General features: G+C 40.0%; 23 protein-coding genes. 14 read left to right on the top strand and 9 right to left on the bottom strand.

Annotation, left to right across the window (positions count from 1 at the left end; translation table 11 throughout):
* Positions 1-301 precede the first annotated feature (301 nt).
* From gatC to AMD01_RS19920, 9 genes are all read left to right on the top strand, one after another.
* Entirely contained in the window at positions 302-592 is a 291-nt protein-coding gene (gatC, locus tag AMD01_RS19960; protein WP_053403203.1) for an Asp-tRNA(Asn)/Glu-tRNA(Gln) amidotransferase subunit GatC, read from the top strand.
* Between the two features lie 16 nt (positions 593-608).
* Entirely contained in the window at positions 609-2066 is a 1458-nt protein-coding gene (gene gatA, locus AMD01_RS19955; RefSeq protein WP_053403202.1) for an Asp-tRNA(Asn)/Glu-tRNA(Gln) amidotransferase subunit GatA, read from the top strand.
* A 14-nt stretch (positions 2067-2080) separates the two neighbouring features.
* Positions 2081-3511, top strand: a complete 1431-nt coding sequence (gatB, locus tag AMD01_RS19950; protein ID WP_053403201.1) for an Asp-tRNA(Asn)/Glu-tRNA(Gln) amidotransferase subunit GatB — start codon at positions 2081-2083, stop codon at positions 3509-3511.
* A gap of 212 nt (positions 3512-3723) precedes the next feature.
* Positions 3724-4644 carry a diacylglycerol kinase gene (locus AMD01_RS19945; RefSeq protein ID WP_053403200.1) on the top strand — a complete coding sequence of 307 codons (921 nt, stop codon included), beginning with the start codon at positions 3724-3726 and terminating at the stop codon, positions 4642-4644.
* A gap of 123 nt (positions 4645-4767) precedes the next feature.
* Positions 4768-6141, top strand: coding sequence for a 23S rRNA (uracil(1939)-C(5))-methyltransferase RlmD (gene rlmD, locus AMD01_RS19940; RefSeq protein ID WP_053403199.1), 1374 nt, complete (start codon positions 4768-4770; stop codon positions 6139-6141).
* A gap of 286 nt (positions 6142-6427) precedes the next feature.
* Positions 6428-7780 (top strand): MFS transporter, encoded by a 1353-nt coding sequence (locus AMD01_RS19935; RefSeq protein WP_053403198.1) that lies wholly within the window; start codon positions 6428-6430, stop codon positions 7778-7780.
* A gap of 2 nt (positions 7781-7782) precedes the next feature.
* Positions 7783-8556, top strand: a complete 774-nt coding sequence (locus tag AMD01_RS19930; RefSeq protein WP_053403197.1) for a sugar phosphate isomerase/epimerase family protein — start codon at positions 7783-7785, stop codon at positions 8554-8556.
* Between the two features lie 140 nt (positions 8557-8696).
* Entirely contained in the window at positions 8697-9497 is an 801-nt protein-coding gene (locus tag AMD01_RS19925) for an HAD-IIA family hydrolase (protein ID WP_053403196.1), read from the top strand.
* A gap of 47 nt (positions 9498-9544) precedes the next feature.
* A complete protein-coding gene (locus tag AMD01_RS19920; protein ID WP_053403248.1) occupies positions 9545-10234 on the top strand; it encodes an MgtC/SapB family protein in 690 nt (229 codons plus the stop codon).
* A 73-nt stretch (positions 10235-10307) separates the two neighbouring features.
* On the opposite strand, the gene AMD01_RS19915 is transcribed toward AMD01_RS19920, so the two are convergent.
* From AMD01_RS19915 to AMD01_RS19900, 4 genes are all read right to left on the bottom strand, one after another.
* On the bottom strand, positions 10308-12251 hold the full coding sequence (locus tag AMD01_RS19915; protein WP_053403247.1) for a lamin tail domain-containing protein: 1944 nt from the start codon (positions 12249-12251) through the stop codon (positions 10308-10310).
* Between the two features lie 240 nt (positions 12252-12491).
* Positions 12492-13055: a glycerol-3-phosphate responsive antiterminator gene (locus AMD01_RS19910; RefSeq protein ID WP_053403195.1), complete on the bottom strand. Its 564-nt coding sequence runs from the start codon at positions 13053-13055 to the stop codon at positions 12492-12494.
* A gap of 182 nt (positions 13056-13237) precedes the next feature.
* Entirely contained in the window at positions 13238-13747 is a 510-nt protein-coding gene (locus AMD01_RS19905; protein ID WP_053403194.1) for a hypothetical protein, read from the bottom strand.
* A 175-nt stretch (positions 13748-13922) separates the two neighbouring features.
* Positions 13923-14501 carry a TerD family protein gene (locus AMD01_RS19900; RefSeq protein ID WP_053403193.1) on the bottom strand — a complete coding sequence of 193 codons (579 nt, stop codon included), beginning with the start codon at positions 14499-14501 and terminating at the stop codon, positions 13923-13925.
* 244 nt (positions 14502-14745) lie between these two features.
* Between AMD01_RS19900 and truA the strand changes: the two genes are divergently transcribed.
* A complete protein-coding gene (truA, locus tag AMD01_RS19895; RefSeq protein WP_053403192.1) occupies positions 14746-15489 on the top strand; it encodes a tRNA pseudouridine(38-40) synthase TruA in 744 nt (247 codons plus the stop codon).
* A gap of 252 nt (positions 15490-15741) precedes the next feature.
* Here truA and AMD01_RS19890 read toward each other — a convergent pair whose 3' ends face one another.
* A complete protein-coding gene (locus tag AMD01_RS19890; RefSeq protein WP_053403191.1) occupies positions 15742-16347 on the bottom strand; it encodes a TerD family protein in 606 nt (201 codons plus the stop codon).
* Positions 16348-16726: 379 nt separating this feature from the next.
* Here AMD01_RS19890 and AMD01_RS19885 point away from each other — a divergent pair, with 379 nt between their 5' ends.
* Positions 16727-17242 carry a YehS family protein gene (locus tag AMD01_RS19885; RefSeq protein ID WP_053403190.1) on the top strand — a complete coding sequence of 172 codons (516 nt, stop codon included), beginning with the start codon at positions 16727-16729 and terminating at the stop codon, positions 17240-17242.
* A gap of 84 nt (positions 17243-17326) precedes the next feature.
* On the opposite strand, the gene AMD01_RS19880 is transcribed toward AMD01_RS19885, so the two are convergent.
* On the bottom strand, positions 17327-17542 hold the full coding sequence (locus AMD01_RS19880; RefSeq protein ID WP_053403189.1) for a hypothetical protein: 216 nt from the start codon (positions 17540-17542) through the stop codon (positions 17327-17329).
* A gap of 351 nt (positions 17543-17893) precedes the next feature.
* Positions 17894-18775, bottom strand: coding sequence for a cation diffusion facilitator family transporter (locus AMD01_RS19875; protein WP_053403188.1), 882 nt, complete (start codon positions 18773-18775; stop codon positions 17894-17896).
* A 241-nt stretch (positions 18776-19016) separates the two neighbouring features.
* On the opposite strand from AMD01_RS19875, the gene AMD01_RS19870 reads away from it, so the two are divergent.
* Positions 19017-19820: an SDR family oxidoreductase gene (locus AMD01_RS19870; RefSeq protein WP_053403187.1), complete on the top strand. Its 804-nt coding sequence runs from the start codon at positions 19017-19019 to the stop codon at positions 19818-19820.
* An 83-nt stretch (positions 19821-19903) separates the two neighbouring features.
* Positions 19904-20530 carry an FMN-dependent NADH-azoreductase gene (locus tag AMD01_RS19865; protein WP_053403186.1) on the top strand — a complete coding sequence of 209 codons (627 nt, stop codon included), beginning with the start codon at positions 19904-19906 and terminating at the stop codon, positions 20528-20530.
* Between the two features lie 44 nt (positions 20531-20574).
* On the opposite strand, the gene AMD01_RS19860 is transcribed toward AMD01_RS19865, so the two are convergent.
* Both AMD01_RS19860 and AMD01_RS19855 read right to left on the bottom strand, forming a co-directional pair.
* On the bottom strand, positions 20575-20790 hold the full coding sequence (locus AMD01_RS19860; protein ID WP_053403185.1) for a hypothetical protein: 216 nt from the start codon (positions 20788-20790) through the stop codon (positions 20575-20577).
* Between the two features lie 95 nt (positions 20791-20885).
* Complete coding sequence (locus tag AMD01_RS19855) at positions 20886-21776, bottom strand: LysR family transcriptional regulator (protein WP_053403184.1); 891 nt, start codon at positions 21774-21776, stop codon at positions 20886-20888.
* A 254-nt stretch (positions 21777-22030) separates the two neighbouring features.
* On the opposite strand from AMD01_RS19855, the gene AMD01_RS19850 reads away from it, so the two are divergent.
* The gene (locus tag AMD01_RS19850; RefSeq protein ID WP_053403183.1) at positions 22031-23833 is read left to right on the top strand and encodes an assimilatory sulfite reductase (NADPH) flavoprotein subunit; all 1803 of its coding nucleotides are present in this window, start codon (positions 22031-22033) and stop codon (positions 23831-23833) included.
* The last annotated feature ends 40 nt before the right edge of the window (positions 23834-23873 follow it).

Raw genomic sequence — 23873 nt, 5'->3', positions numbered from 1 at the left:
TAGCCTCCTCCACTTAGGCAAACCTTTAGAACTTTTTGGGAGAATTCTTGGGGGCTGGGTAACCTTAGAGCCCTTTATTTTTTAGTAGAGGTTATACGTTTTCTTAAATCAGTCTTGTGGGGCTGGTTTTTTATTGGTTATTTTGGAAATACTAGATCGATAGATAAGGTAATTTTCATTGTATAAATGGTTCTTTTAAAGAACCGTATGTCAACTACTTCACAAGTGTTGCCTGATACTAATGAAGTTTGGTATTATCAGTATATTGCAAGTGGGACGAATATTCGGAGGTGAAGGATAAATGTCAAGAATTTCAACAGATGAAGTAAAACACGTAGCACATTTAGCTCGATTAGCCATTACAGAAGAAGAAGCAAAAATGTTCGCTGGTCAGCTTGATGCCATCATTTCATACGCTGAGCAGTTAAATGAATTAGATACAACAGGTGTTGAACCAACTTCACACGTATTAACAATGAAAAACGTAATGCGTGAGGATGAGCCGAAAAAAGGTTTACCAATTGAAGACGTGGTAAAAAATGCACCAGACCATAAAGACGGATACGTTCGAGTACCAACTATTTTAGAGTAAGAAGGGAGGCTTTCTCATGTCACTTTTTGATCACAAGATTTCAGAATTACATAGTCTTTTACATAAAAAAGAACTTCGTGTTGAGGATCTCGTAGAAGAATCATACAAACGCATTGGGGAAGTAGATGACAAAGTAGGAGCGTTCTTAGCTTTAAACGAAGATAAAGCACGCGCTTACGCAAAAGAATTAGATGGGGCATTAGGAACAAAGGACAGCTTTGGCCTATTGTTCGGTATGCCAATCGGTGTGAAAGATAACATCGTAACAAAAGACTTACGTACAACATGTTCAAGTAAAATCCTTGAAAACTTCGATCCAATTTACGATGCAACGGTTGTGAACAAGCTTCGTAGTGCAGAGGCTGTAACAATCGGTAAATTAAACATGGACGAGTTTGCGATGGGTTCATCAACAGAAAACTCTGGCTTCAAGGTAACGAAAAACCCTTGGAACCTTGATCATGTTCCTGGTGGATCAAGCGGTGGTTCAGCAGCTTCTGTAGCGGCTGGAGAAGTACCATTCTCATTAGGTTCTGATACAGGTGGTTCAATCCGTCAGCCTGCTTCTTTCTGTGGAGTAGTCGGTTTAAAACCTACATACGGACGTGTATCCCGTTACGGTCTAGTAGCATTCGCTTCATCATTAGACCAAATCGGACCAATCACTCGTAATGTTGAAGACAATGCATACCTTCTACAAGCGATCTCAGGCTTAGATCCAATGGATTCTACTTCTGCTAATGTGGAAGTAGCTGATTATGTATCGGCTCTTAAAGAAGATGTAAAAGGTCTTAAAATTGGTGTTCCAAAAGAATACCTAGGTGAAGGTGTAGACGAAGAAGTTCGTCAATCTGTTTTAGATGCTTTAAAAGTACTAGAAGGACTAGGAGCAACGTGGGAAGAGGTTTCCTTACCGCACTCTAAGTACGCTCTAGCAACTTACTATCTACTATCTTCTTCAGAAGCTTCTGCTAACCTTGCACGCTTTGATGGTGTTCGTTACGGTTACCGTGCAGACAATGCAGAAAACTTAATCGAAATGTACAAGCAAACACGTAGCGAAGGCTTCGGTGACGAAGTAAAACGCCGTATCATGCTTGGAACATTCGCATTAAGCTCTGGTTACTATGATGCTTACTACAAAAAAGCACAGCAAGTTCGTACATTAATAAAAAAAGATTTCGAAGACGTATTCGAAAAATATGATGTAATCATCGGGCCTACAACGCCAACTCCAGCATTCAAAATTGGTGAGAAAACGAATGATCCATTAACAATGTATGCGAACGATATTTTAACAATCCCAGTAAACCTTGCGGGCGTACCAGGAATCTCAGTTCCTTGTGGCTTCTCAAACGGTCTTCCTTTAGGATTACAAATTATCGGTAAGCACTTTGATGAACGTACAATTTACCGTGTTGCAAATGCATTCGAGCAAGCAACAGAGCATCACAAAGAAAAACCAGCGCTGTAAGGGGTGAGAAAACAATGAACTTGGAAACGATTATTGGTCTTGAAGTCCACGTCGAGCTAAAAACAAAGTCTAAAATTTTCTCTGGTAGTCCAACAGAATTTGGAGCAGATCCAAATACGCAAACAAGCGTAATTGACCTTGGGTACCCAGGTGTACTACCAGTATTAAATAAACAAGCGGTAGAATTCGCAATGAAAGCAGCGATGGCACTGAACTGTGAAATCGCAACGGATACGAAATTTGACCGTAAAAACTACTTCTATCCAGATAATCCGAAAGCATACCAAATTTCTCAATTTGATAAGCCGATCGGTGAAAATGGTTGGATTGAAATTGAAGTAAAAGGGAAAAAGAAACGCATCGGGATCACACGTCTTCACCTTGAAGAAGATGCTGGTAAATTAACGCATACTGGCGACGGTTACTCACTTGTTGACTTTAACCGCCAAGGTACGCCGTTAATCGAGATCGTATCTGAGCCAGATATCCGTACTCCTGAAGAGGCGTATGCATACCTAGAAAAATTAAAATCCATCATTCAATATACAGGCGTATCTGACTGTAAGATGGAAGAAGGATCTCTTCGCTGTGATGCGAACATTTCACTTCGTCCATACGGTCAAGAAAAGTTCGGAACGAAAGCTGAGCTTAAAAACTTAAACTCATTCACTTACGTCCAAAAAGGTCTTGAGCATGAGCAAGTGCGCCAAGAAAAAGTATTATTATCTGGTGGACTAATCCAACAAGAGACGCGTCGTTACGATGAGTCAACAAAAACAACGCTTCTTATGCGTGTAAAAGAAGGATCTGACGATTATCGTTACTTCCCAGAGCCAGACCTTTTAGCTCTTCACATTGATGATGCATGGAAAGAACGCGTTCGTGAAAGCATTCCTGAGCTTCCAGATGCACGTAAAGCACGTTATGTAAATGAGCTTGGCTTACCTGCATATGATGCAATGGTTCTAACGCTTACGAAAGAAATGTCTGATTTCTTCGAAGAAACGTTAACAAACGGTGCAGACGCGAAGCTTGCTTCTAACTGGTTAATGGGTGAAGTATCTGCCTACTTAAATGCAGAGCAAAAAGAGCTAGCTGACGTAGCATTAACACCACAAGGCCTTGCTGGAATGATTAACTTAATCCAAAAAGGGACAATCTCTTCTAAGATTGCGAAAAAAGTGTTCAAAGAATTGATTGAAAACGGTGGAGACGCAGAGAAAATCGTAAAAGACAAAGGGTTAGTTCAAATCTCTGATGAAGGTACGTTACGTAAAATCGTAACGGAAACGTTAGATGCAAATGAACAATCCATTGAAGACTACAAAAACGGTAAAGACCGTGCTGTTGGCTTCTTAGTAGGTCAAATTATGAAAGCAACAAAAGGTCAAGCAAACCCGCCAATGGTGAACAAAATCTTGCTTGAAGAAATCAACAAGCGCTAAGAAATGATAACTTGGCAGAACTAGAAGAGTAAGCAGCCTTTAAAGGGCCGCCTGCTTTTTCTAACATCTATGACGATAAAAGCACCTTGGGATTTAGTATGTCTAAGGTGTTTTTGTTTGTAAAAAAGGACAATTGAGACTATATTCAGAGTAGAGATTGTCTATGATAATAAAAGTGTATGAAAAATTAATCATTAAATAGGATGATGAAAATGAAACGAGCACGAATTATTTATAATCCTACCTCTGGTCGTGAGGCGTTCAAAAAGAACTTACCAGAAGTACTTCAAAAGCTAGAAAAAGCTGGATATGAAACATCTTGTCACGCCACAACGTGTGCAGGAGATGCGACAGAAGCAGCCCGCATAGCGGTAGAGCGTAAATTTGATGTGGTCATCGCAGCTGGTGGAGACGGAACGATTAATGAAGTCATCAATGGAATCGCGGAACAAGATTACCGTCCGAAGCTCGGGATCATTCCGATGGGAACGACAAACGACTTCTCAAGAGCAATCAGTGTACCACGCTCCATCGATGCGGCATGTGAAATTATCGCACAAGGGATTACGGCTCCAATTGATTTAGGTTGTGTAACGAACGATGGAAAAACGCAATATTTCATTAATATCGCTGGTGGCGGCCGACTAACGGAATTAACGTACGAAGTACCAAGTAAGCTAAAAACGATGCTTGGTCAGCTTGCATATTATTTAAAAGGAATGGAGATGCTTCCATCCATCAAACCAACGAACGTTCAAATCGAGTATGATGGAAAAAGCTTTGAAGGCGAAATCATGCTGTTTTTAGTCTCTCTTACAAACTCTGTAGGGGGCTTTGAGAAGCTCGCACCGGATTCTTCTTTGAACGATGGCCTATTTGATTTAATTATTTTAAAGAAAACGAATTTGGCTGAGCTGATTCGTATTGCAACACTTGCACTGCGCGGTGATCACGTCAACGATCCAAACCTTATTTATACAAAGGCAAGCAGTGTAAAACTTTATACAGAAGACAAAATGCAGCTTAACCTAGACGGTGAGTTCGGTGGATTATTACCTGGTCATTTTGTTAATTTATATCGTCATATTGAAGTATTTGTACCAAAAGAAAAAGCAGACATTATGTTAGATTAGTCTGAAGGCATGACCAACTGAGGGTCATGCCTTTTTCAATCATTTTATAGGAGGGGCGTTTTCTCTTTTCGTCTCCTTGTGGTACAATCAGTTCAGCATTTTAAGATAAAGGATGTAACGATAATGGCTAAATTTATTCCACCAATTCAAAAGAATGATATGATAGATGCTCGTTTTGAAGACTTAACACACGATGGTTCAGGTGTTGCGAAGGTTGATGGCTTTCCGATTTTTGTACCGAACGCATTGCCAGGTGAAGAAGGGCAAGTGAAGGTAACGAAGATTAAGAAGGGCTACGCATTCGGACGTTTAATGGAGCGTACAAAAGACAGTGAGTTCCGCATGGAGCCGCCGTGTCCGATTTATACGCAGTGCGGAGGCTGTCAGCTTCAGCATGTGAGCTATGAGGGGCAGCTTCAATTTAAACAAAAGCAGGTGCAGGACGTAATGGCACGCATCGGACGTTTGCCGAATGTACCCGTACACCCTGTTCTTGGTATGGAGGAGCCTTGGCGCTACCGTAACAAAGCACAGGTTCCTGTAGGTGAGCATGATGGTCGTTTGATCGCAGGATTCTACCAAAAGCGCAGCCACGAAATTATTGATATGAACGAATGTATTATTCAGCATACGGAGAATGATGAAGTTGTACAGCTTGTAAAGGACATCCTAAATAAATATGATGTTCGTGCGTACAACGAAGAAAAGCACAAAGGAACGATTCGCCACGTGATGGTTCGCTATGGTTTAGTGACGGGAGAACTAATGGTCGTGCTTGTAACAAGAACAGAAGAGCTTCCGCACAAGAACGAAATCGTTCGTGACATTGTAGAAGCGGTTCCGAGTGTGAAGTCGATCGTTCAAAATGTCAACAGCAAGAGAACGAACGTGATTCTCGGAGACAAGACGAACGTTCTTTGGGGAGAAGAATACATCTATGACTACATTGGCGATGTGAAATTCGCGATCTCAGCGAAATCCTTCTACCAAGTAAATCCTGAGCAAACGAAGGTGCTTTATGACAAAGCGCTCGAATATGCCGAGCTTACAGGTGAAGAAACGGTCATTGACGCTTACTGCGGAATCGGAACAATCTCTCTGTTCCTCGCAAAAAAAGCGAAAAAAGTATACGGCGTTGAAATTGTTCCAGAGGCAATTGAGGATGCAAAACGCAATGCCAAACTAAACGATATTCATAACGTTGAATTTGCCGTAGGAGAATCAGAAACGGTCATTCCAGCATGGAAAGACCAAGGCATCCAAGCAGACGTGATCGTCGTCGATCCACCGCGCAAAGGCTGCGAAGAGTCCCTACTAAATACGATTATTGAAATGAAACCAAAGCGCGTCGTCTATGTATCATGCGGCCCAGCAACACTAGCAAGAGACCTCCAAATCCTAGAGCAAGGTGGATACGAGGTGAGGGAAGTACAACCAGTGGATATGTTCCCGCATACTACGCACGTGGAGAATGTGGCTGTACTTACATTAAAATAATCACTTAAAGGACCGCTATCCTAAGGGATAGCGGTCTTTCTATATTCCAACCCTCATACTGATTATAATATCTAAATGGCAAATGGTAATTACAGTAAAAATAGTTGTTGACAGATTAATTTGAATATTATATAAATAGCGTATAGAGATTATTAAATTTTGTACCATATGGCCGGAGACGAAGAGAAGCCATAGTCAGAAAACATGGATTTCATGTTTCTATTTGACTATGGCTTCTTTTTTCTGCTCATGGGTGATGGGGAAAGCATGAGAGGGGAGAATTTTTATGAGTTTTGAGCAGTTGGATTCACCGAAATTAAAGCGCTTTCAAAGGAAAATCACCATGCTGTCAGCAGCAGGAACATTTCTCGATGGTTTTGATTTAACGGTTATTGCCGTTGCGATGCCGTTGATTTTGAGTCAGTGGGGATTTGGTCCAGGTGTGCAGGCAATGATTACTTCTTCAGCCGTTATTGGATCACTAATCGGGGCACTTTGGCTTGGGAACTTAACCGATAAGTTTGGCCGAAAAGCAATGTATGTTGTGGACTTATTAGCTTTTGTTATATTTGCCGCATTGACGGCTTTCGCGCAGGCTCCCTGGCAGCTCATTTTATTCCGCTTCTTATTAGGAATCGGAATTGGAGCTGATTATCCAATTTCAGCTACTCTTGTGTCTGAGTTTAGCCCTACGAAGGAACGAGGAAAATACAGTACGTTCTTAGGTGCCATGTGGTTTGTTGGAGCTGTTACCGCTTATATCGTGGGAGTTCTGCTGTTACCACTTGGCGATAGCGCTTGGAGATACATGCTTTTAATTGGAGCCGTATTTGCTTTAATCGTGTTCTTCTTTAGGGTCACACTGCCAGAATCACCTCGATGGTTAGCGTCGAGAGGTCGTGAAAAAGAAGCAGAAGAAATCATGCTAAAGATTACAGGTCAAAAAGTCATCATCCCACCAAGTACGAAACCAAAGCAAAAAATGGGGGATCTTTTCTCTAAATCATTTTTCCGTCGTACGTTCTTTGTGTGTGGATTCTGGTTCTGTTATGCCGTAGCATATTACGGAATTTCCATGTATACACCGACTATATTGAAGCCGTTTACAAACGGATCGCAATTGTTAGTCTATTTAGGGTCTGGAACAGTAAGTGTGTTAGGGCTTTTAGGAGCAATTATTGGGCTAAATCTTGTTGAGCGAATTGGCAGAAGGCCGCTTATTATCACGTCATTCACAGGTTTATCTCTCGCCTTGATTGTTTTAGCACTTAACCCAGCTCCAAGCTTTCAGTTCTTAGTGATTCTGTTTAGTATGGCAGTTTTATTCGCTAATATGGGCGGAGGAATTTTAAACTTCGTTTACCCTACTGAATTATTCCCGACCGGAATCCGTGCAAGTGCTTCAGGGCTAGCGACCGGTGTTAGCCGAATTGGTTCCATTATGGGAATACTCGTTTTTCCAAATTTAGTTGCGGCATGGGGAAATAGCAAGGCACTATGGTTCTTTGCTGGGATTAGTTTAATAGGATTAATTATTTCTGGAATCCTTGCTCCTGAAACAAAAGGTAAAAATTTGGAGGAGCTAAATGCTGATTTACCATTAAATACTAGCGATAACAAAAATACGTTAGGAGTGTAAGGATGGAAACGTGGCTTAGTCTTTGGTCGATTGGTCAGTTCGGTACCATAAAAGAATTTAATGAAATTAAAATGGGTGGATTTGATGGAGTTGAAATTTGGGCAGAGCAGCTGAAATCAAAAGAATACTTGGAGTATGCCCATCAATCCGATTTAAAAGTCGGCGTTCATTTACCATTTCATGATTTGAATCTCGCTACTCCTGATCATGCTGTAACAGAAAGAAGTATTCATGTGTTAAGCGAGTGGCTTGAAACAATGGCAAAATACGGGGCGAAGCATGCGACATTTCATGGTGGATATGCATGGTCATCTGAGGAACGTGATGAGTCCATATTGAGAGCCTGCGAGAGAATTTCAAGACTTAAGAAAGTAGCGGATGAGAATGGGATGGAGCTGCTACTGGAAAATTTAATTCCTGACAGACTAAATTATTGTCACCATATCGCGTCCAATACAGAGGAGTGGCTTCATTTAGTGAAGTCTTTAAATATCAAAGCATGCTTAGATATTGGCCATCTGGCGATGATGGAAACGAGTTGGGAAGAAGCAATTACGAGATTAGGAGATTCGTTAGGAGCAGTGCATCTATCTGATAACGACGCAAAATCCGATCTTCACTTGCTTCCTGGCGAAGGGAACGACTTATCAAGAGGATTATTCGAGTATTTACAAAGTAAGAGCTACAGTGGACCTGTCGTTTATGAAATTAGCCCGTATAAATACTCTTTAACAGATATTATTGCTCACGTATCAAAGGTAAAGGAAAAAGCATAGAAATACCGCAACAAAAAAAACAGCATACAGTCGGGTAGAGAATAAGAGAAACCCCAGCTAATAAACACCTTATAAAAGGTTTTTTAGCTGGGGATTTTTTTATTTATGACACGTATGAAGAACATATCGGAGGTAACAAGATGGTGAAAGGTTTTATTTTTGACTTGGATGGAACGATTTATTTAGACAATGATCTGATTGACGGAGCAATGGAGGCCATCGATTATTTACGTCAGGAAGGTCATAGAATTGTTTTCTTTACCAATAAATCGATATCCACTCGTGAAGAGTATCTTGCAAAATTAACAAAGCTCGGAATCAAGACAAAACTAGATGAAATTATAAACTCAAACTATATTACAGCAAATTATTTGAAGCAGAATATGATTAGCACAGATTCTGTTTATGTGATTGGGGAAGCGGCATTGTTTGAAGAACTGAAGCTCGCAAATATTAAACTAGCTGACGATCCAGCTATGGCGACCTATGTCGTGCTAGGATGGGATCGGCAGTTCACCTACGAAAAGCTAAATAATGCGTACAAAGCTTGGGCAAAAAATGGGGCAATCATTTTAGCCACAAATCCCGATCGTACATGTCCTACGGCAGATGGTCAGCTTCCTGATTGCGCAGCGATGATTGGTGCACTTGAAGGAGCTACCGGTCAGCCCATCGATCATATTATGGGCAAACCGTCAAAGCTCGCTGCTGATTTTGTAGTAAAAGATATTTTGCAACTAGAGCCTGAGCACTGCTTTATGGTCGGAGATCGTCTAGAGACGGATATCAAAATGGGCTATGAAAATAAGCTACAAACGGTACTGGTGCTAACAGGAATTACGACAATTGACATGGTGAAGGGCTCATCTTATAAGCCTGATTTTATATTGGAAAGTATTAAGGATATGACGGATATAAAGGAGATTACGAAGACGTTTTAGTCCTCATTCTAGATAGAGAAATGGAGGGGATGAAAATGATTGATGTTATGAAAGCTTTTGATATGGAAATGTTGGTGAAGCTTACCGTATCTGCTGTATTGGGTTTAGCAATTGGATTAGAGCGCGAATTAAAGAGGAAGCCGCTGGGATTGAAAACTTGTCTCGTCATTTCCATTGTTAGCTGTTTATTGACCATTGTTTCCATACAATCTGCCTATCTGTTTCCAGATTCTGATTTTGTTAAAATTCAAATGGACCCCTTACGATTAGCTGCTCAAATTGTATCTGGTGTTGGTTTTTTAGGGGCAGGGGTTATTCTTCGAAAAGATGATGATACAATATCAGGATTAACTACCGCTGCGATGGTTTGGGGTGCCGCTGGGATTGGGATCGCTACGGGCGCAGGCTTCTATATAGAAGCCATTGCAGGAGTCGTGTTATTAATTATTAGCGTCGAGCTAATTCCAGGTCTGGTTAAAGTGGTTGGGTTAAAAAAGCTTCACTCAAAGGAGCTCGCCCTAAAATTCATTTTGAAAAATAGAGTAGATATTCCAAAAGTAATAAGCGAATTGAAGGAATATCAAATGAAGATTGATCATTTTCAAATAAAAGAATTAGGGGATTCAACGTATTCGCTTCAGCTAAAGGTGAGGGTAAGCTATCGCGAAGACATTTATGACTTTTATAATAGCATTGCAAAAATAGAAGAAATTTATCACCCAGAGATTAGTGGCTAAGGGCCGTAATAATTCTAGCTGAATAAAGAAAGGGAAGCGATATTGGTCGCTTCCCCTTTTTACTGTAATCTATTTAATTGTTCTTTTTCTCTTCTTTTTCTAGATCATGGTCATCTTTCATTAACGTTTTCATATTAATTTTTAGCATGCGATCTGTTGGGTATTTGCCCGTGTAACGGTACTTGTTTGCGCCAGATTCAAAAGAGACGTATAGATTCTTCTTTACTAAGACCGCTCCTTCTTTCATAGGAATGGCAACAAGGCTTTCTACTGGCTTGGCTGTTTCACCATCTAAAAACCATAGCGGAACCTGTTTTTCACCTATTTTTACGTACTGATGTGGCTCTTCTTTTAGCGGGTCATTATAACGATATAAAACACTATCATTTGCACGGCCATAAGAGGTTACTAATGAAATTCCTTTCTTTTGAACAATCGCTCCTTGCACTTTTCCTGTTGTCGATAAAACATAATCAGGAGTGGCAGGCTGATTAGAGTCTTTGTTCCATTGTTCGGTCGAAAGCATATCCGTGCTGCTTTTAATTTTATATCCAACCATCCAAGCATACTGCATTTCACCACCTCGATTAACTAAGTGATGAGTGGGATCTGTAGGATAACTGCTCGGTTCGTAGAATTCTCCTACCCACAGAATGCCATAATCATCGTCGTACACATCGTAAGCTGCTTCAACAGGAACAGGAATTTGGTCCGTAAACGTAACTTCGTCATTATTTTGAGCCTTGACAATATCATTAATATCTAATGTGAAAAGGTAATTTTCCGAAGAAACCCAGACATGTTCTTTACTTACTGCTACACCACCTGCGTGGCCTCTGTACGGCGTACCGTCTGGATTATACAATTCAACCGATTTAATTAATTTTTCGGTCGTTTCATCAATGACACATAGCGTTCCAGGTCTGCCGTCATTCAAATAATTAATGGTAAACAACCAATTCTTCTTCTTATAATAACCAAGTCCTTGAGGTACTAAATCTTGCGCCAGTCCTGGTATGATTGGACCATCGCTGCTAATATTCCAAAGTGACTGGTAGTTTGGATTTTTATCGTTTGGAGATCGTTCTACCTGTGTAATAAGCTGATGACCAGGTTTTAGTGTATAAACAGGCGATTTTTCTGATTCATTTCCCGAATAATCAACAGCGGTCATTTGGAGATCATAATCGACATTTCCAGTAAGTAGGGACAGGGTGAATTCTTGTTTTGATGCAGGTACAGAAAATTCAAGTTTATCGTTTCGGTATATGTTATATCGGTAAAGATCAGATTCTGCATTTTGGTCCCATGTTAATGAAATCTCACCGTTTCCGGCAGTTGCCTTGATATTACTAGGGGTTTGGGGTGCTACATCATCTGTTTTTGATCTAGGAGGAGCCTGATCAAGATAAATCCAACCAGGTGTAGGTGTTTGATTACCAGAAATGATTTGCATGGTGCGACTACCATCTTGTGGATGACGGAAGGTAATTGATTTATTGGCAACAACGTTTTCACCCTTATAAATGGCTTTAACAATTTCTTTCCCATTCTGATCTGTAAGGGATACGGTCTGTTGTCCGCTATTTACCAATCCACTAATGTTTTCGAGTCGTTGTACACGATCTTCAGTAAGATGTTTGCTTTTATAAGAAGAAAAGTAAAATTGGTTAAAGCCTTCTAATGAAAGTGGCTGAATTTCTTGTCTTTGCGTCCAAAAAATCATCGTATCCCACGGAGCTATTTTGGCAGGTTGCTCAATTATTTTGTTCCAGCTACTAGATTTTAGGTGATATCCTTGAAGGTTAACCTCTTTGTCACTGTTATTGTAAATTTCCACGTATTCATAGGCATCATAGCTAGAATAGTTATCCGTGTCCGGAATAACTTCTGTAATTAATAGCTGAGGCACCGTATTTTCAACGGCTGCTGACTTGGAAACAGGAAATAGTACACTATTCCCTAGTGCTAAAAGGAGCACCACTAAATAAATCCCCCATCTGTATGACTTGCTCATTCCCATTTGCTTCCCATCCCTTCCTTTTCATAGATCAGATTACCCTATCAGCCTTTTCCTACGATTGAAGTCAGAGATTATTATATAATCACGTGAAAAAACCCTGCGATCTTCAAATATACTACTTGTTTCGTAATATACTTAAAGATCACAGGGTTCTCCATATCTCTACCCAACGATCGGTAATGATAAAATATCTGATTATTTAGATAATAACATAAGATACATAAAATAACAACGTCAAATATCAAAATTCCAAAGCGAAGGATCACCTGACGAAATCGCCAAAGCGCCTGCTTCTAATCCCTGAAGAATATCATTTTTCGTACTAATTAAGCCACCCGCAATAATCGGTAGGTTAATTTGTCTTGTAAGCTGATCAATAATACTTGGCATTAAGCCAGGTAAAATCTCAATCGCGTCTGGACTATACGTTTTGCACATTTCAATCCCTTTTTGAAGGGCAGCGCGGTCAATGAGGAAAATACGCTGAATGGTCATCAGCTTTTCCTCTTTTGCAAATTTAATAAGGCTGTTCTTTGTTGTAATGATCCCTGTTGGCTGCCAAATTTGTGCAATGTATTTAATAGCACTTCTTGTATTAGAAAGACCTTCAATAAAATCAATGTGAATAAAAATATGTTTTTTTGCTCGTTTGAGTCGTTCGAGGTAATTTTGCATGTTTAATAGATTCCCTGTTAGAAGAAAAACCGTATCACAATTACTTGCGATCGCCTTCTCAATATCAGCTTCACTTTTGACGGATGCAATAACCTGTGACTGAACAAGATCGACAATATTCAAAGATAACAGCCCCTTGGTTTTTACTAGAAAATAAAATAGTAGTCTACGTAATTAAAATTAGTCTATGTAATTATTCGCTATAAAATGTTCTCTTTCCTTTGAAAAAGAAGAAGAGGGGGGCATTTTGTTAATAAAAACCCCTCTATGTTTGTTTCAACACAGAGGGGTTACGCTTGTTTTTATTATTTAGAAGAAACCGTCTCAAATTCAGAAACCTGTTCCTGCTGTTGGTCTTCAATATACTTCTTACAAATCTTATAGCATTCTTCCACATGAGATCGTCCGAGGAGCTTCATGGCTCCAAAGCTAATTCCTGCAGCGGCGGCTTGTCCGATAATAGGGACAAACTTAACAGAAGCTTTTGTGGCTACTTTAACGCCCACTTTTTTGAGAAGCTGTACGACCAATTCTTTCGTAATTAATTTTCCAGCTAGTTCCGCACCAAGTGAGCTAATAATCATCATTAGAATACGCTTTGTTTCGGTATCAAGTTCGTCAATTTGATCGCTTGATAATCCAAACTTTTTATTAATTTTACTCGTTAGCTCCATCATAATCCCGACATCTGCACCTACATCAAGACCTGGAACAGGAATAACCGCGACTAGACCTGAGGCTGATGCTCGCTTGTTTACAAGCTTCGTACATTCTTTTTTTATTTGATCCAATTCTTCTATAGTAGTTGGTATCATTGTTAAAGCCTTCTTTCTGAATGGATATCTTCTAATGTAACATATTTTGGAGGAAAGAATCCTTGAGTTTGACCTCTAAAATCATGCCTAACGCGATTCATAAAAAATAAGGACCAGTCATCGGATCCTTATTTTTTAGTTGCTAAGTCTATTTAATTAACTCATTTAAAAAGAATTAAACGTCTAATCCAAAGTCCGTTGCAATACGGCCCAATCCGCCTTGGTAGCCAGCTCCTACAGCTGAGAACTTCCATTCGCCGTTGTGACGGTATAGGTCACCGGCGATGATCGCTGTTTCAATGGAGAAATCTTCACCTAGGTCATAGCGAATAACTTCTTCGTTTGTCGCTTCGTTTACAATTCGGCAGAAAGCGTTGGATACTTGACCAAAGTTTTGAGAGCGCTCATTCGCATCATGAATGGTAATCACGAACGAAATTTTTTCAACGCTTGCTGGCACGTTTGCTAAGTCTACTTTAATTTGCTCGTCGTCTCCGTCACCTTCACCAGTTCGATTATCTCCAGTGTGAACAACAGAACCATTTCCACCTTCAAGCTGGTTATAGAACACAAAGTCTCGTTCAGAAGCACATCTTCCCGTAGAGTCTAGAAGGAACACGCTGGCATCTAAATCAAAATCTCCTCCGCCATCGTATCTGTTTGTATCCCAGCCAAGTCCTACGAGAACTTTTGTAAGACCAGGATTTGTTTTTGTTAAATCGACTTTTTGACCTTTTGACAATGATAATGCCATAATGATGGCCTCCTTTAAACAGTATAGATTTTTTATATTACGTAACGTCTGTATTGTCGCTTCCTATATGAAAACGTGTAAAAAAATGTCATATAGGAGATTCGGTTTCTATTTTACAGAAAAATGACCATAATTAATAGTAATAACCTTTGATAGAAGCAGTTATGGAAAGAGTGAAAAGCATTTCACAGATCTCTACTCTCTGGTAATCTATATAAGAAGAATTCACTAAAAAGGAGAACACATGAACAACTATAAATTAACGATTCAATACGATGGTGCTCGCTACAAAGGCTGGCAGCGTCTTGGAAATAGTGATAGTACGATTCAGGGTAAAATTGAGAATGTGTTAACAGAACTTGCGGGAGAGAAGATTGAAATTATTGGATCTGGACGAACAGATGCCGGTGTTCATGCGCTCGCTCAAGTAGCAAATTTTAAAATGAAGAAAAATGTGACGACGGAAGAAGTAATGGACTATTTAAATCACTATCTTCCAAATGATATTAGCGTTGTAAGGGTCGAGATGGTTCATGATCGTTTCCATGCTCGCTATAATGCGGAAGAGAAGACGTATTCCTATAAAATTTGGAATAAGAAATACACGCATCCGTTCATGAGAAAATATAGCATGCACGTTCCAGAGCAGCTTGATTTTAAAAAGATGAGGGAGGCTGCCAAGTATTTTCTCGGTGAGCATGATTTTACTTCGTATTCAAACGCTAAGTCGAAGAAAAAGTCGATGGTGCGTGAAATCTATTCCTTAACGATTGAAAGAAATGATGGCTTTATTGAGATCAAGGTTTGCGGAAACGGCTTCTTATATAACATGGTACGAAAAATTGTAGGTACGTTAATTGAAGTAGGCGTAGGGAATGTAGACGCTGCTAGTATTCCAAGCATTTTAGCATCTAAAGAGCGTATTCAGACAGGAAGAATGGCTGAAGCAGAAGGGCTGTATTTGGATCACGTTACCTTTAAGAATTAGGCTCAGTTAAGCTTTTGAGTAAATGATTTAAGTAAACACTTTTGCCACAAATAGATAGAACAAAGAAAAGCTCGAAAGTCTAGATCAAAACGCCAAGGTAAAGGGAGTTCGCGATCTTCAATTTATTACACATGAGAACGATACATGAACAAGACTATCCGTTTGGTAACAGCTGATTTTAATCGTGAGTATATGCCAAAGTAATTTCTAGACTACTAACAAAAGAAGGACCTATAAAAGGCCCTTCTTTTATTATTTTCGCCCAGCTGTCCACTGCATGCCCCATTTATAGGCTTTGTCCATCTGCTGATGGCCGTCAAAATATTCAACAAGACGTTTAACGTTAAACGTTTGGTTTTGGACATTTTCGATCATGGCAATAGCGCACATGATTTTTCCATTACGATGCTCGTCCATGTTCACGACGATGTCTTCTCCGTTTTTATACTTCAGCGTTACAACGCCACCAACTTCATTCCAGTTGGCAGCACCTTCATAAATAAAGGTATAAACGAGGATTCGCTTAATATCCGTTAGTTTATCTCCGTTAATACGAAGGTTTTCTCCGTTTGTTGATGCTCCTGTACGATCATCGTGATCTAGCTGTATGTATGGATCTCCTTGTAGGTTTCCGAAGGCATTTCCGAGTGCTTGCACGCAGCCACGTCGTCCGTCCTGCATCTCATATAAGCATCCGAGATCAAGATCAGCGCTTTTGTTTCCGCCCAGCAAAGCTTTAAAAAAGCCACCAGAGCTTGATTTTTGATTCCAGTTTAAATTTACTGAAATTTCGCCTAGAGAGGTATGTGTGTCTTTTGAGAGGTTAATTGATTGTCCTTTTTTCGTTAGTTGGATCATTGTGATTCTCCTTATTGATAGTTTCGTAACGCTAAAATCGAGGAAAAACCTTTTTGCGATGCAAAGGTGGGTTTTCTTAAGGGTATCATGTAAAAACAGTTCTTTCAAAAATTTACCTTTAAAAGAATGCTTTGAAACCTGATCCATTAAGAAATTTTATAAGGGTATTTCACCTTCTTCGATAAAATTATTCTTCGTTCTCTACGAACAGTTTGATATAATGAGCAGTAGATAAGGCTGATACTTTTTCATTTTGGTTTATAAATGAAAAAGATGTAATCGCCTTTTTCTTTTTGTGCGGAAGAACGTAATTGGCGTTTAGTTTGACAAAAACTAACCAAAACTATGGATAAATCAACAAGTTATAGGAGAGTTATAAATGGATAATAACGATGTTTTAATTCGCTTGCGCTATGCGCTGGATATTAAAAATACAGATATGATTGAAATGTTTAAGCTTGGTGGAGTAGAGGTAACAAAGGAAGAGCTGTTCAAGATTTTAACAAAGTCGCCTGAGAGCTATGACAGTGACGAGGATTTGTCGGCACACGATGATCGCATTACGTGTGATAACATCATGCTCGATTCATTTTTAAATGGTCTTATTACATTTAAACGTGGAAAGCAGGAGCCAAAGCCAGGACAAGTGGTGAAACCAGAGCCACCGGTTAAAAATACGGTGAACATGAATAACCGCATCTTAAAGAAAGTAAAGATTGCGCTGTCCCTTACGAGCGAAGATATGCTTGATATATTTGATGACGGTGGTATTGCGGTATCTAAGGGTGAGCTTGGTGCTTTATTACGAAAAGAAGGTCATAAAAATTACAAAGAGTGTGGCGATAACTTTGCGAGAAAGTTCATTCGTGGTCTAACGGTACAATATAGAGGATAAAAAGTAGAAGCATTCTATTGCAGGTCAGTAGAGTGCTTTTTTTATGTAAAAAACACCTCCATCTGTTTGGAGGTGTTCTGTGCGTTATCGGCGTTTTTTCTTTGCTTCATCCACAGGATTTTTCTTCACAATTTTCTCCACTGCTACTTGTATATGAACGTTTGCATCATCAACGTCTGTTACAAGAAGCACCTTTGCCTTTTTCCCTTTAATTTTTAACTCTTCTCCCGTAGCAGGGACATTTTGTCGCAGTTGACTCAGTAAGAGCGTTTTATTTTCAAAAAAATGTACGGCTACCATTTGTCATCCCCCATTTCAAACATATCCGAACTTCCTAACAGCGTATGACCGCATAGCTAATTTTAGAACGGTAGGACGATCTCATAAATTTTTAGCAGATGATAGTTATAAATCTCTCATTCTTGGACATACTTATACTATTAATTCAATCAGAGGATGTGTCGGAGAATGAAAACGAAAATTGCGATTGGGGTAAGTGTTTTTACATTATTAACAGGTGGACTAGCTATTGCCGCGGTCTATTATCTAGCAGGTATTGCGGCATTTCTTATTACGGTGTTTTCATAATAAAACCCAAGAGGACAAAAATCTCCTCTTGGGTTTTATTGTTTTATGAACGGTTCTCTGTTCCTACTGACTTTTCTTCAACTGATGCCCTTCAGGCTCAGGGTGAATCATTATAGAGGCATTTTCAAAATGACGCTGAATTTTTTCCTCAATTCGATCACATAACTCATGAATACGTTCAATGCTGTGGTGGGAAGGTACAACGAGGTGAAAATCAATATATTGTTCAGATCCGGCTCTTCTCGTTTTGAAATCGTGCACTTCAATATATTCGTGTTTAAATGATTCAATCGCTTTTAAAATAGTGGCTTCCTCGTCTTTTGTTAAACGAGCATCTAATAGAGGAGGGAAGGCTTCCTTCATCAATTTAGTCGCTTCAAACATAATATAAAGTGCTAATACAATACCAATAATAGGATCTAAGAACGTCCACTTTGTAAGAGAAACAAGGATTAAACTCCCTGCAACACCAAGAGATGTATACACATCGGTTAATAAGTGAAATGCATTTGATTTCATTGCGACAGAGTTCACTCGTTCTGCTTCTTTATTCACAACTCTAGATACGATGAAATTAATAAGAGCACCAACAAACATTACTGCAATACCGAGCCATGGAAGTTTAAGAGGTTCAGGCGCAATGAGCTTATGAACACACTCGTAAATAATCCATATCCCTGCGACATAGATTAGTAACGTTTCGATGGTTCCGGAGATATTTTCTACTTTCCCGTGGCCGTAAGGGTGTTGTTTATCGGCAGGTTTTCCAGAGATACGAACAGAAATGAAGGCAATTAACGAAGCAAGTAAATCGAGCGAAGAGTGGATGGCTTCTGATAAAACAGCAACTGAACCGGTCAGTAATCCTACGATTAGTTTTAACACGACGACAGTGCTGTTACTGATTACGGACAAAAAGGCAATACGAGCAGAGTTATTTTTCACTAGTTTCACGCTCCTTTGAAAATGATTTACTTTTATACTATCAAGCGGTGGCTGAGTGGGTCTATAGCAACCTTTTTAGTAATGTTCAGCACTTTTTTAGGGTGTGAAAAAAGTTGCTTTTACGAAAAAAACTGATAGAAGGGTTACTTTTTTAAAAAGGTCAAAAACCTCTTATATTGTTTAGCGCAATAACTCAATGGGGAAAAATCGAGCATAAGCTAAATTACCTGGAGGGATTACAATGGGAAAAACAATCTTTTTTACTGGAGCTGGAACAGGACTAGCCCGCGGAGCTGCGATTGGTCTTGCGGAACAGGGGCACCGAATCATCGCAACGACGGAGCTGACTGCACAAAAAACGGATTTACTGAGAGAGGTAGAGGAAAAGGGACTAGACGTGGAAGTATTTAAGCTGGATATCACAAATGAACGCGATCGCAAACAGATCTTAGCATATGATTTTGATATATTTGTTGCCAATGCTGCGATTAATGAAGGAGGACCTCTTGCAGAAGTGCCGATGGACCGGTTCCGCGCTCTTTTTGAGGTGAATGTATTTGCCACACTTGAAACGGTACAGCTCGCAGCACAACAATTTATGAAGAAACGCAGCGGGAAAATTATCTTTATGAGCTCAATGGCAGGAATCTCGGCTACTCCGTATGTTGGGCCTTATACGGCAACGAAACATGCGATCGAAGGAATTGCTCAGACGCTAAAGAACGAGCTAGAGGAATTTGATGTGCAGGTTGCCACTATTAATCCTGGCGCTTATAAGACGGGCTTTAATGATCGTGCGGCAGAAGAAAAATACAAATGGTATGATGAAGAACATCATTTGACGAGCAGAGAATCGATGAAAAAGCAGGAAGAAGGGTTACAGGATCAGTTTGACCCTGAGGATATGATTTATAAAATGATTGAGGTTATCCCGAAAGACCACCATAAATTTCGCATCGTGCACCCACAAGAAACAGAGGATCAGTTGAAAAAGACGGAGCAGGAGCGCTGGGAGATGGAGGTCTCGTCTCAGTCTAAAGTCTGAGATAAGTTCAGACCAAAGCCGTTCGAAGTGAGCGTGAAAAGGGAGTAATATATGACTGTAAACAACTTTGTGGAGGTCATATTATGAGTTATACTCTTTTTGTAAAAGCAAACAACCGAACATCAGCTGAATCAACAACAGTAAAGCTATATGAAGCTTTTTTAAATAGCTACAAACAATCACATCCAACTGAGGAAGTCGTTGAGCTAGATCTATTCAACGAAGAGCTTCCATACTTAAATGCCGATACAATTAACGGTCAATTTAAGCTTGGACGCGGAATGGACGTAACAGAAGTAGAACAACATGCAGCAAACGTTGCAAACCGCTACTTAGATCAATTCGTAGCAGCAGATAAAGTCGTACTTGCATTCCCACTTTGGAACTTCACAGTACCTGCCGTACTACACACATACTTAGATTATTTAAGTCAAGCAGGGAAAACGTTCAAATACACACAAGAAGGTCCTGTAGGACTACTTGGTGACAAAAAAGTGATGCTTCTTAATGCGCGTGGTGGCGTTTATTCAGAAGGTCCTGCAGCGTCAGTTGAAATGGCTGTAAACTATGTAAGCAATGTTATGACATTCTTCGGTATTACGAACTTAAACAGTGTCATTATTGAAGGACATAATCAATTTCCAGACCGTGCGGGTGAAATTGTCGAAGCAGGTCTTGAAAAAGCAGCATCAGAAGCAAAAGTATTTTAATAAAAATCCCGTGCTCGTCGCATAACGAGCACGGGATTTTTTTCTTACAGAAGAATTGCTCCTGTAACCAACACGACAAGCGTAATGGCATTCATAATGATTTTGAATTTGTTTCTCTCTCCAATAGATAGAAGAAGATCAACAAGCACCACAATTCCTAAAATAATGAAAGCAGCCCTTAGTGGCAAGTGGAACAGGTAAACCGCCAAGACAATGACGAGATATAAAATACCTAAAAGTAGTTGTTTCTTTGATTGCATCGTTACGCACCTCAATTATGTAAAATAAAAACCTGATGATAAGTCCATTATATATGTTTCTCCAAAATTCTTGTGAATAAACAGCAAACGGACGTCTATTCGCTCCGCTCATTCTTTTCTAGTAGTTCAATAAACATCTTTACGCTCTTTTTTTGTTCCATGATGGGCGCATAAAGGTAAGATAGAGTGCGAGTAAACGAATAATCCTTTAATTTTACGACAGATAGGTTGTTCTGTCGCACATCGCGCTCAATGACATATTTCGAGAGAAGCGACAGACCCATTCCGCTAATGAGTGACTCCTTAATACCTTGATTGCTGCTAATGGTCAGCAGTGACTTTACTTTTAAGCCATTTGAACGAATAACATGATTAAGATATTCCCTCGTTCCTGAACCGACTTCACGGGTAATCCACGACTGATTTTGAAGCTCCGCTACTGTAATTTCTTCTTTCTGTACGAGAGGGTGCTGTGTAGAAGCTGTGATAAAAAGCTCGTCCTGCATAAAGGGATGAACAGAGAGCGTTTTTTCATTAGTCTGACCCTCAATTAGCCCAATATCTACTTCAAAGCGACGTACATACTGAATCACTTCTTCCGTGTTTCCGATTACGGCCTGAAGTTCAAGCTCAGGATAGTGATCCTGAAGATCCCGTAGAAGAGAAGGTAAGATATATTCACCAATCGTAAAACTAGCACCAATTTTTAATTCACCCTTGATCGAATGATGATGCTCGAGTATTTCTTGACGAGTCTGGTCATAAATCATAATCATTTGCTTTGCACGCTCGTATAAAATTTCCCCTGTAGGCGTAATTTTTAATACTTTTGGTGAACGCTCAAACAGCTTTGTTTGAAATTCTTTTTCGAGATTTTTTATATGAGAACTCACGCTTGGCTGAGAAATCATGAGTAGCTTCGCTGTTTTCGTGAAGTTCTTTACTTCCGCAAGCGTAACAAACGTTTTTAACTCATCATAGTACAACTAGAGACCCTCCTTATTATTAATAATCTTAATAGTTATAATAAGTTATATTTATTTTACTAATGCGTTCATTTTGGGTAAAGTAAGAATTAGAAACTTTTTTAATATTTCATCTTCTAAAAACCAACTTAATTTATAGGGAAAATAGAATTGAGAAAAATTTTAGGAGATTGGAATACAAGGACGGGGAACGACCATCCTTGTATATAAAGAGAATAACGAATCGTTGAGATTTTGTTGAGAGGTGGATATCGTTGCAATTTCAAGTTATGAACAGTCCATTTAATGAGGAGCAGGCAGAACTTCTTAATCGTCTTTTGCCAACATTAACGGAATCACAAAAAATATGGCTAAGCGGCTACTTAGCAGCTATTCAGGGGAAAGGGGAAGCGGCTACAGCGCCAACACCTGCACCACAGACACAAGCTGTATCAAAAGACGTAACCGTTTTGTACGGATCGCAAACGGGCAATTCACAGAGCCTTGCGACAAATGCGGGTAAAAAGCTAGAGGAAAAAGGGTTTAACGTAACTCTTTCTTCAATGAATGATTTTAAGCCCAATACCTTAAAGAAACTTGAGAACCTTTTAATTGTCGTCAGCACGCACGGCGAGGGAGACCCGCCTGATAATGCGCTTTCGTTCCATGAATTTTTACATGGCAGAAGAGCACCGAAGCTTGAGTCTCTTCGTTACTCGGTTTTATCTTTAGGAGACAGTTCATATGAGTTTTTCTGTCAAACAGGAAAAGAATTTGATGAGCGTCTTGCTGAGCTAGGTGCTGAGCGCTTATATAATCGCGTCGACTGTGATTTAGACTACGACGAACCTGCATCTGAGTGGTTACAGGGTGTGCTTGATGGACTTAGTGAGGGTCAAAGCAGTGCGACGGTTTCTGTGCAAGAAACGACGCAAACATCAGCAACATCTTCTTACTCACGCACAAATCCTTTTCAAGCAGAAGTGCTTGAGAACTTAAATTTGAACGGACGCGGCTCGAATAAGGAAACGCGTCACTTAGAACTGTCTCTTGAAGGTTCAGGGATTCAGTATCAGCCAGGAGACAGCTTAGGGATCTACCCAACGAACGATCCGGAGCTAGTCGAACTTTTACTGCAAGCAGGGAACTGGAGCGCAGACGATAAGGTAGTGATCAACAAACAAGGGGAGAGTGCGACGTTAAAAGACGCGTTAACATCTTCTTTTGAAATTACAGCGTTAACGAAGCCCGTGCTAGAAAAAGCTGTCGCTTATCTTGAAAGTGAGGCTACAGCCGAGCTTGTAGCAAAAGGTAATGAAGAGAGCTTAAAGGCTTATATAAATGGACGCGATTTCGTCGACTTGCTGCGTGATTACGGTCCTTGGAAAGGGTCCGCACAGGAATTTGTCTCGATTCTTCGTAAGATGCCTGCAAGACTCTATTCCATTGCGAGTAGTTTAGAAGCAAATCCTGAAGAGGTTCATTTAACGATTGGAGCTGTACGCTACACGGCACATGGACGTGAGCGCAAAGGTGTTTGTTCTGTTCTAGCATCTGAACGCCTGCAGCCGGGCGATACGATTCCTGTGTACATTCAGCACAATCAAAACTTCAAGCTTCCTGAAAATGCGGATACCCCAATTATTATGGTAGGACCAGGAACTGGCATTGCGCCATTCCGTGCGTTTATGCAGGAGCGAGAAGAATCAGGAGCCGAAGGAAAGTCATGGCTATTCTTTGGGGATCAGCACTTTGTGACGGATTTCTTATATCAAACAGAATGGCAAAAATGGATCAAAGAAGGCGTATTAACGAAAATGGACGTTGCGTTCTCTCGTGATACGGATGAAAAGGTCTATGTTCAGCACCGTATGCTTCAAAAGAGCAAGGAGCTGTTTGCTTGGTTAGAAGAAGGAGCGGCTGTGTACATTTGCGGAGACGAAAAGAATATGGCCCACGATGTTCAAGAAACGCTTCTCACAATCATTGAACAAGAAGGTAATATGAGCCACGAAAAGGCGGAAGCATACCTTGCGAATATGCAGCAAACGAAACGCTATCAGCGTGATGTATATTGATCATACTCTTGATGCACTAACTGTTTGACGGAAAGGAGTT

Origin of the sequence: Priestia koreensis (assembly GCF_001274935.1) — a bacterium.
Lineage (GTDB): Bacteria > Bacillota > Bacilli > Bacillales > Bacillaceae_H > Bacillus_AG > Bacillus_AG koreensis.
The sequence above is the reverse complement of the archived record's forward strand: the minus strand, read 5'-3'. Positions and strand labels throughout refer to the sequence as shown.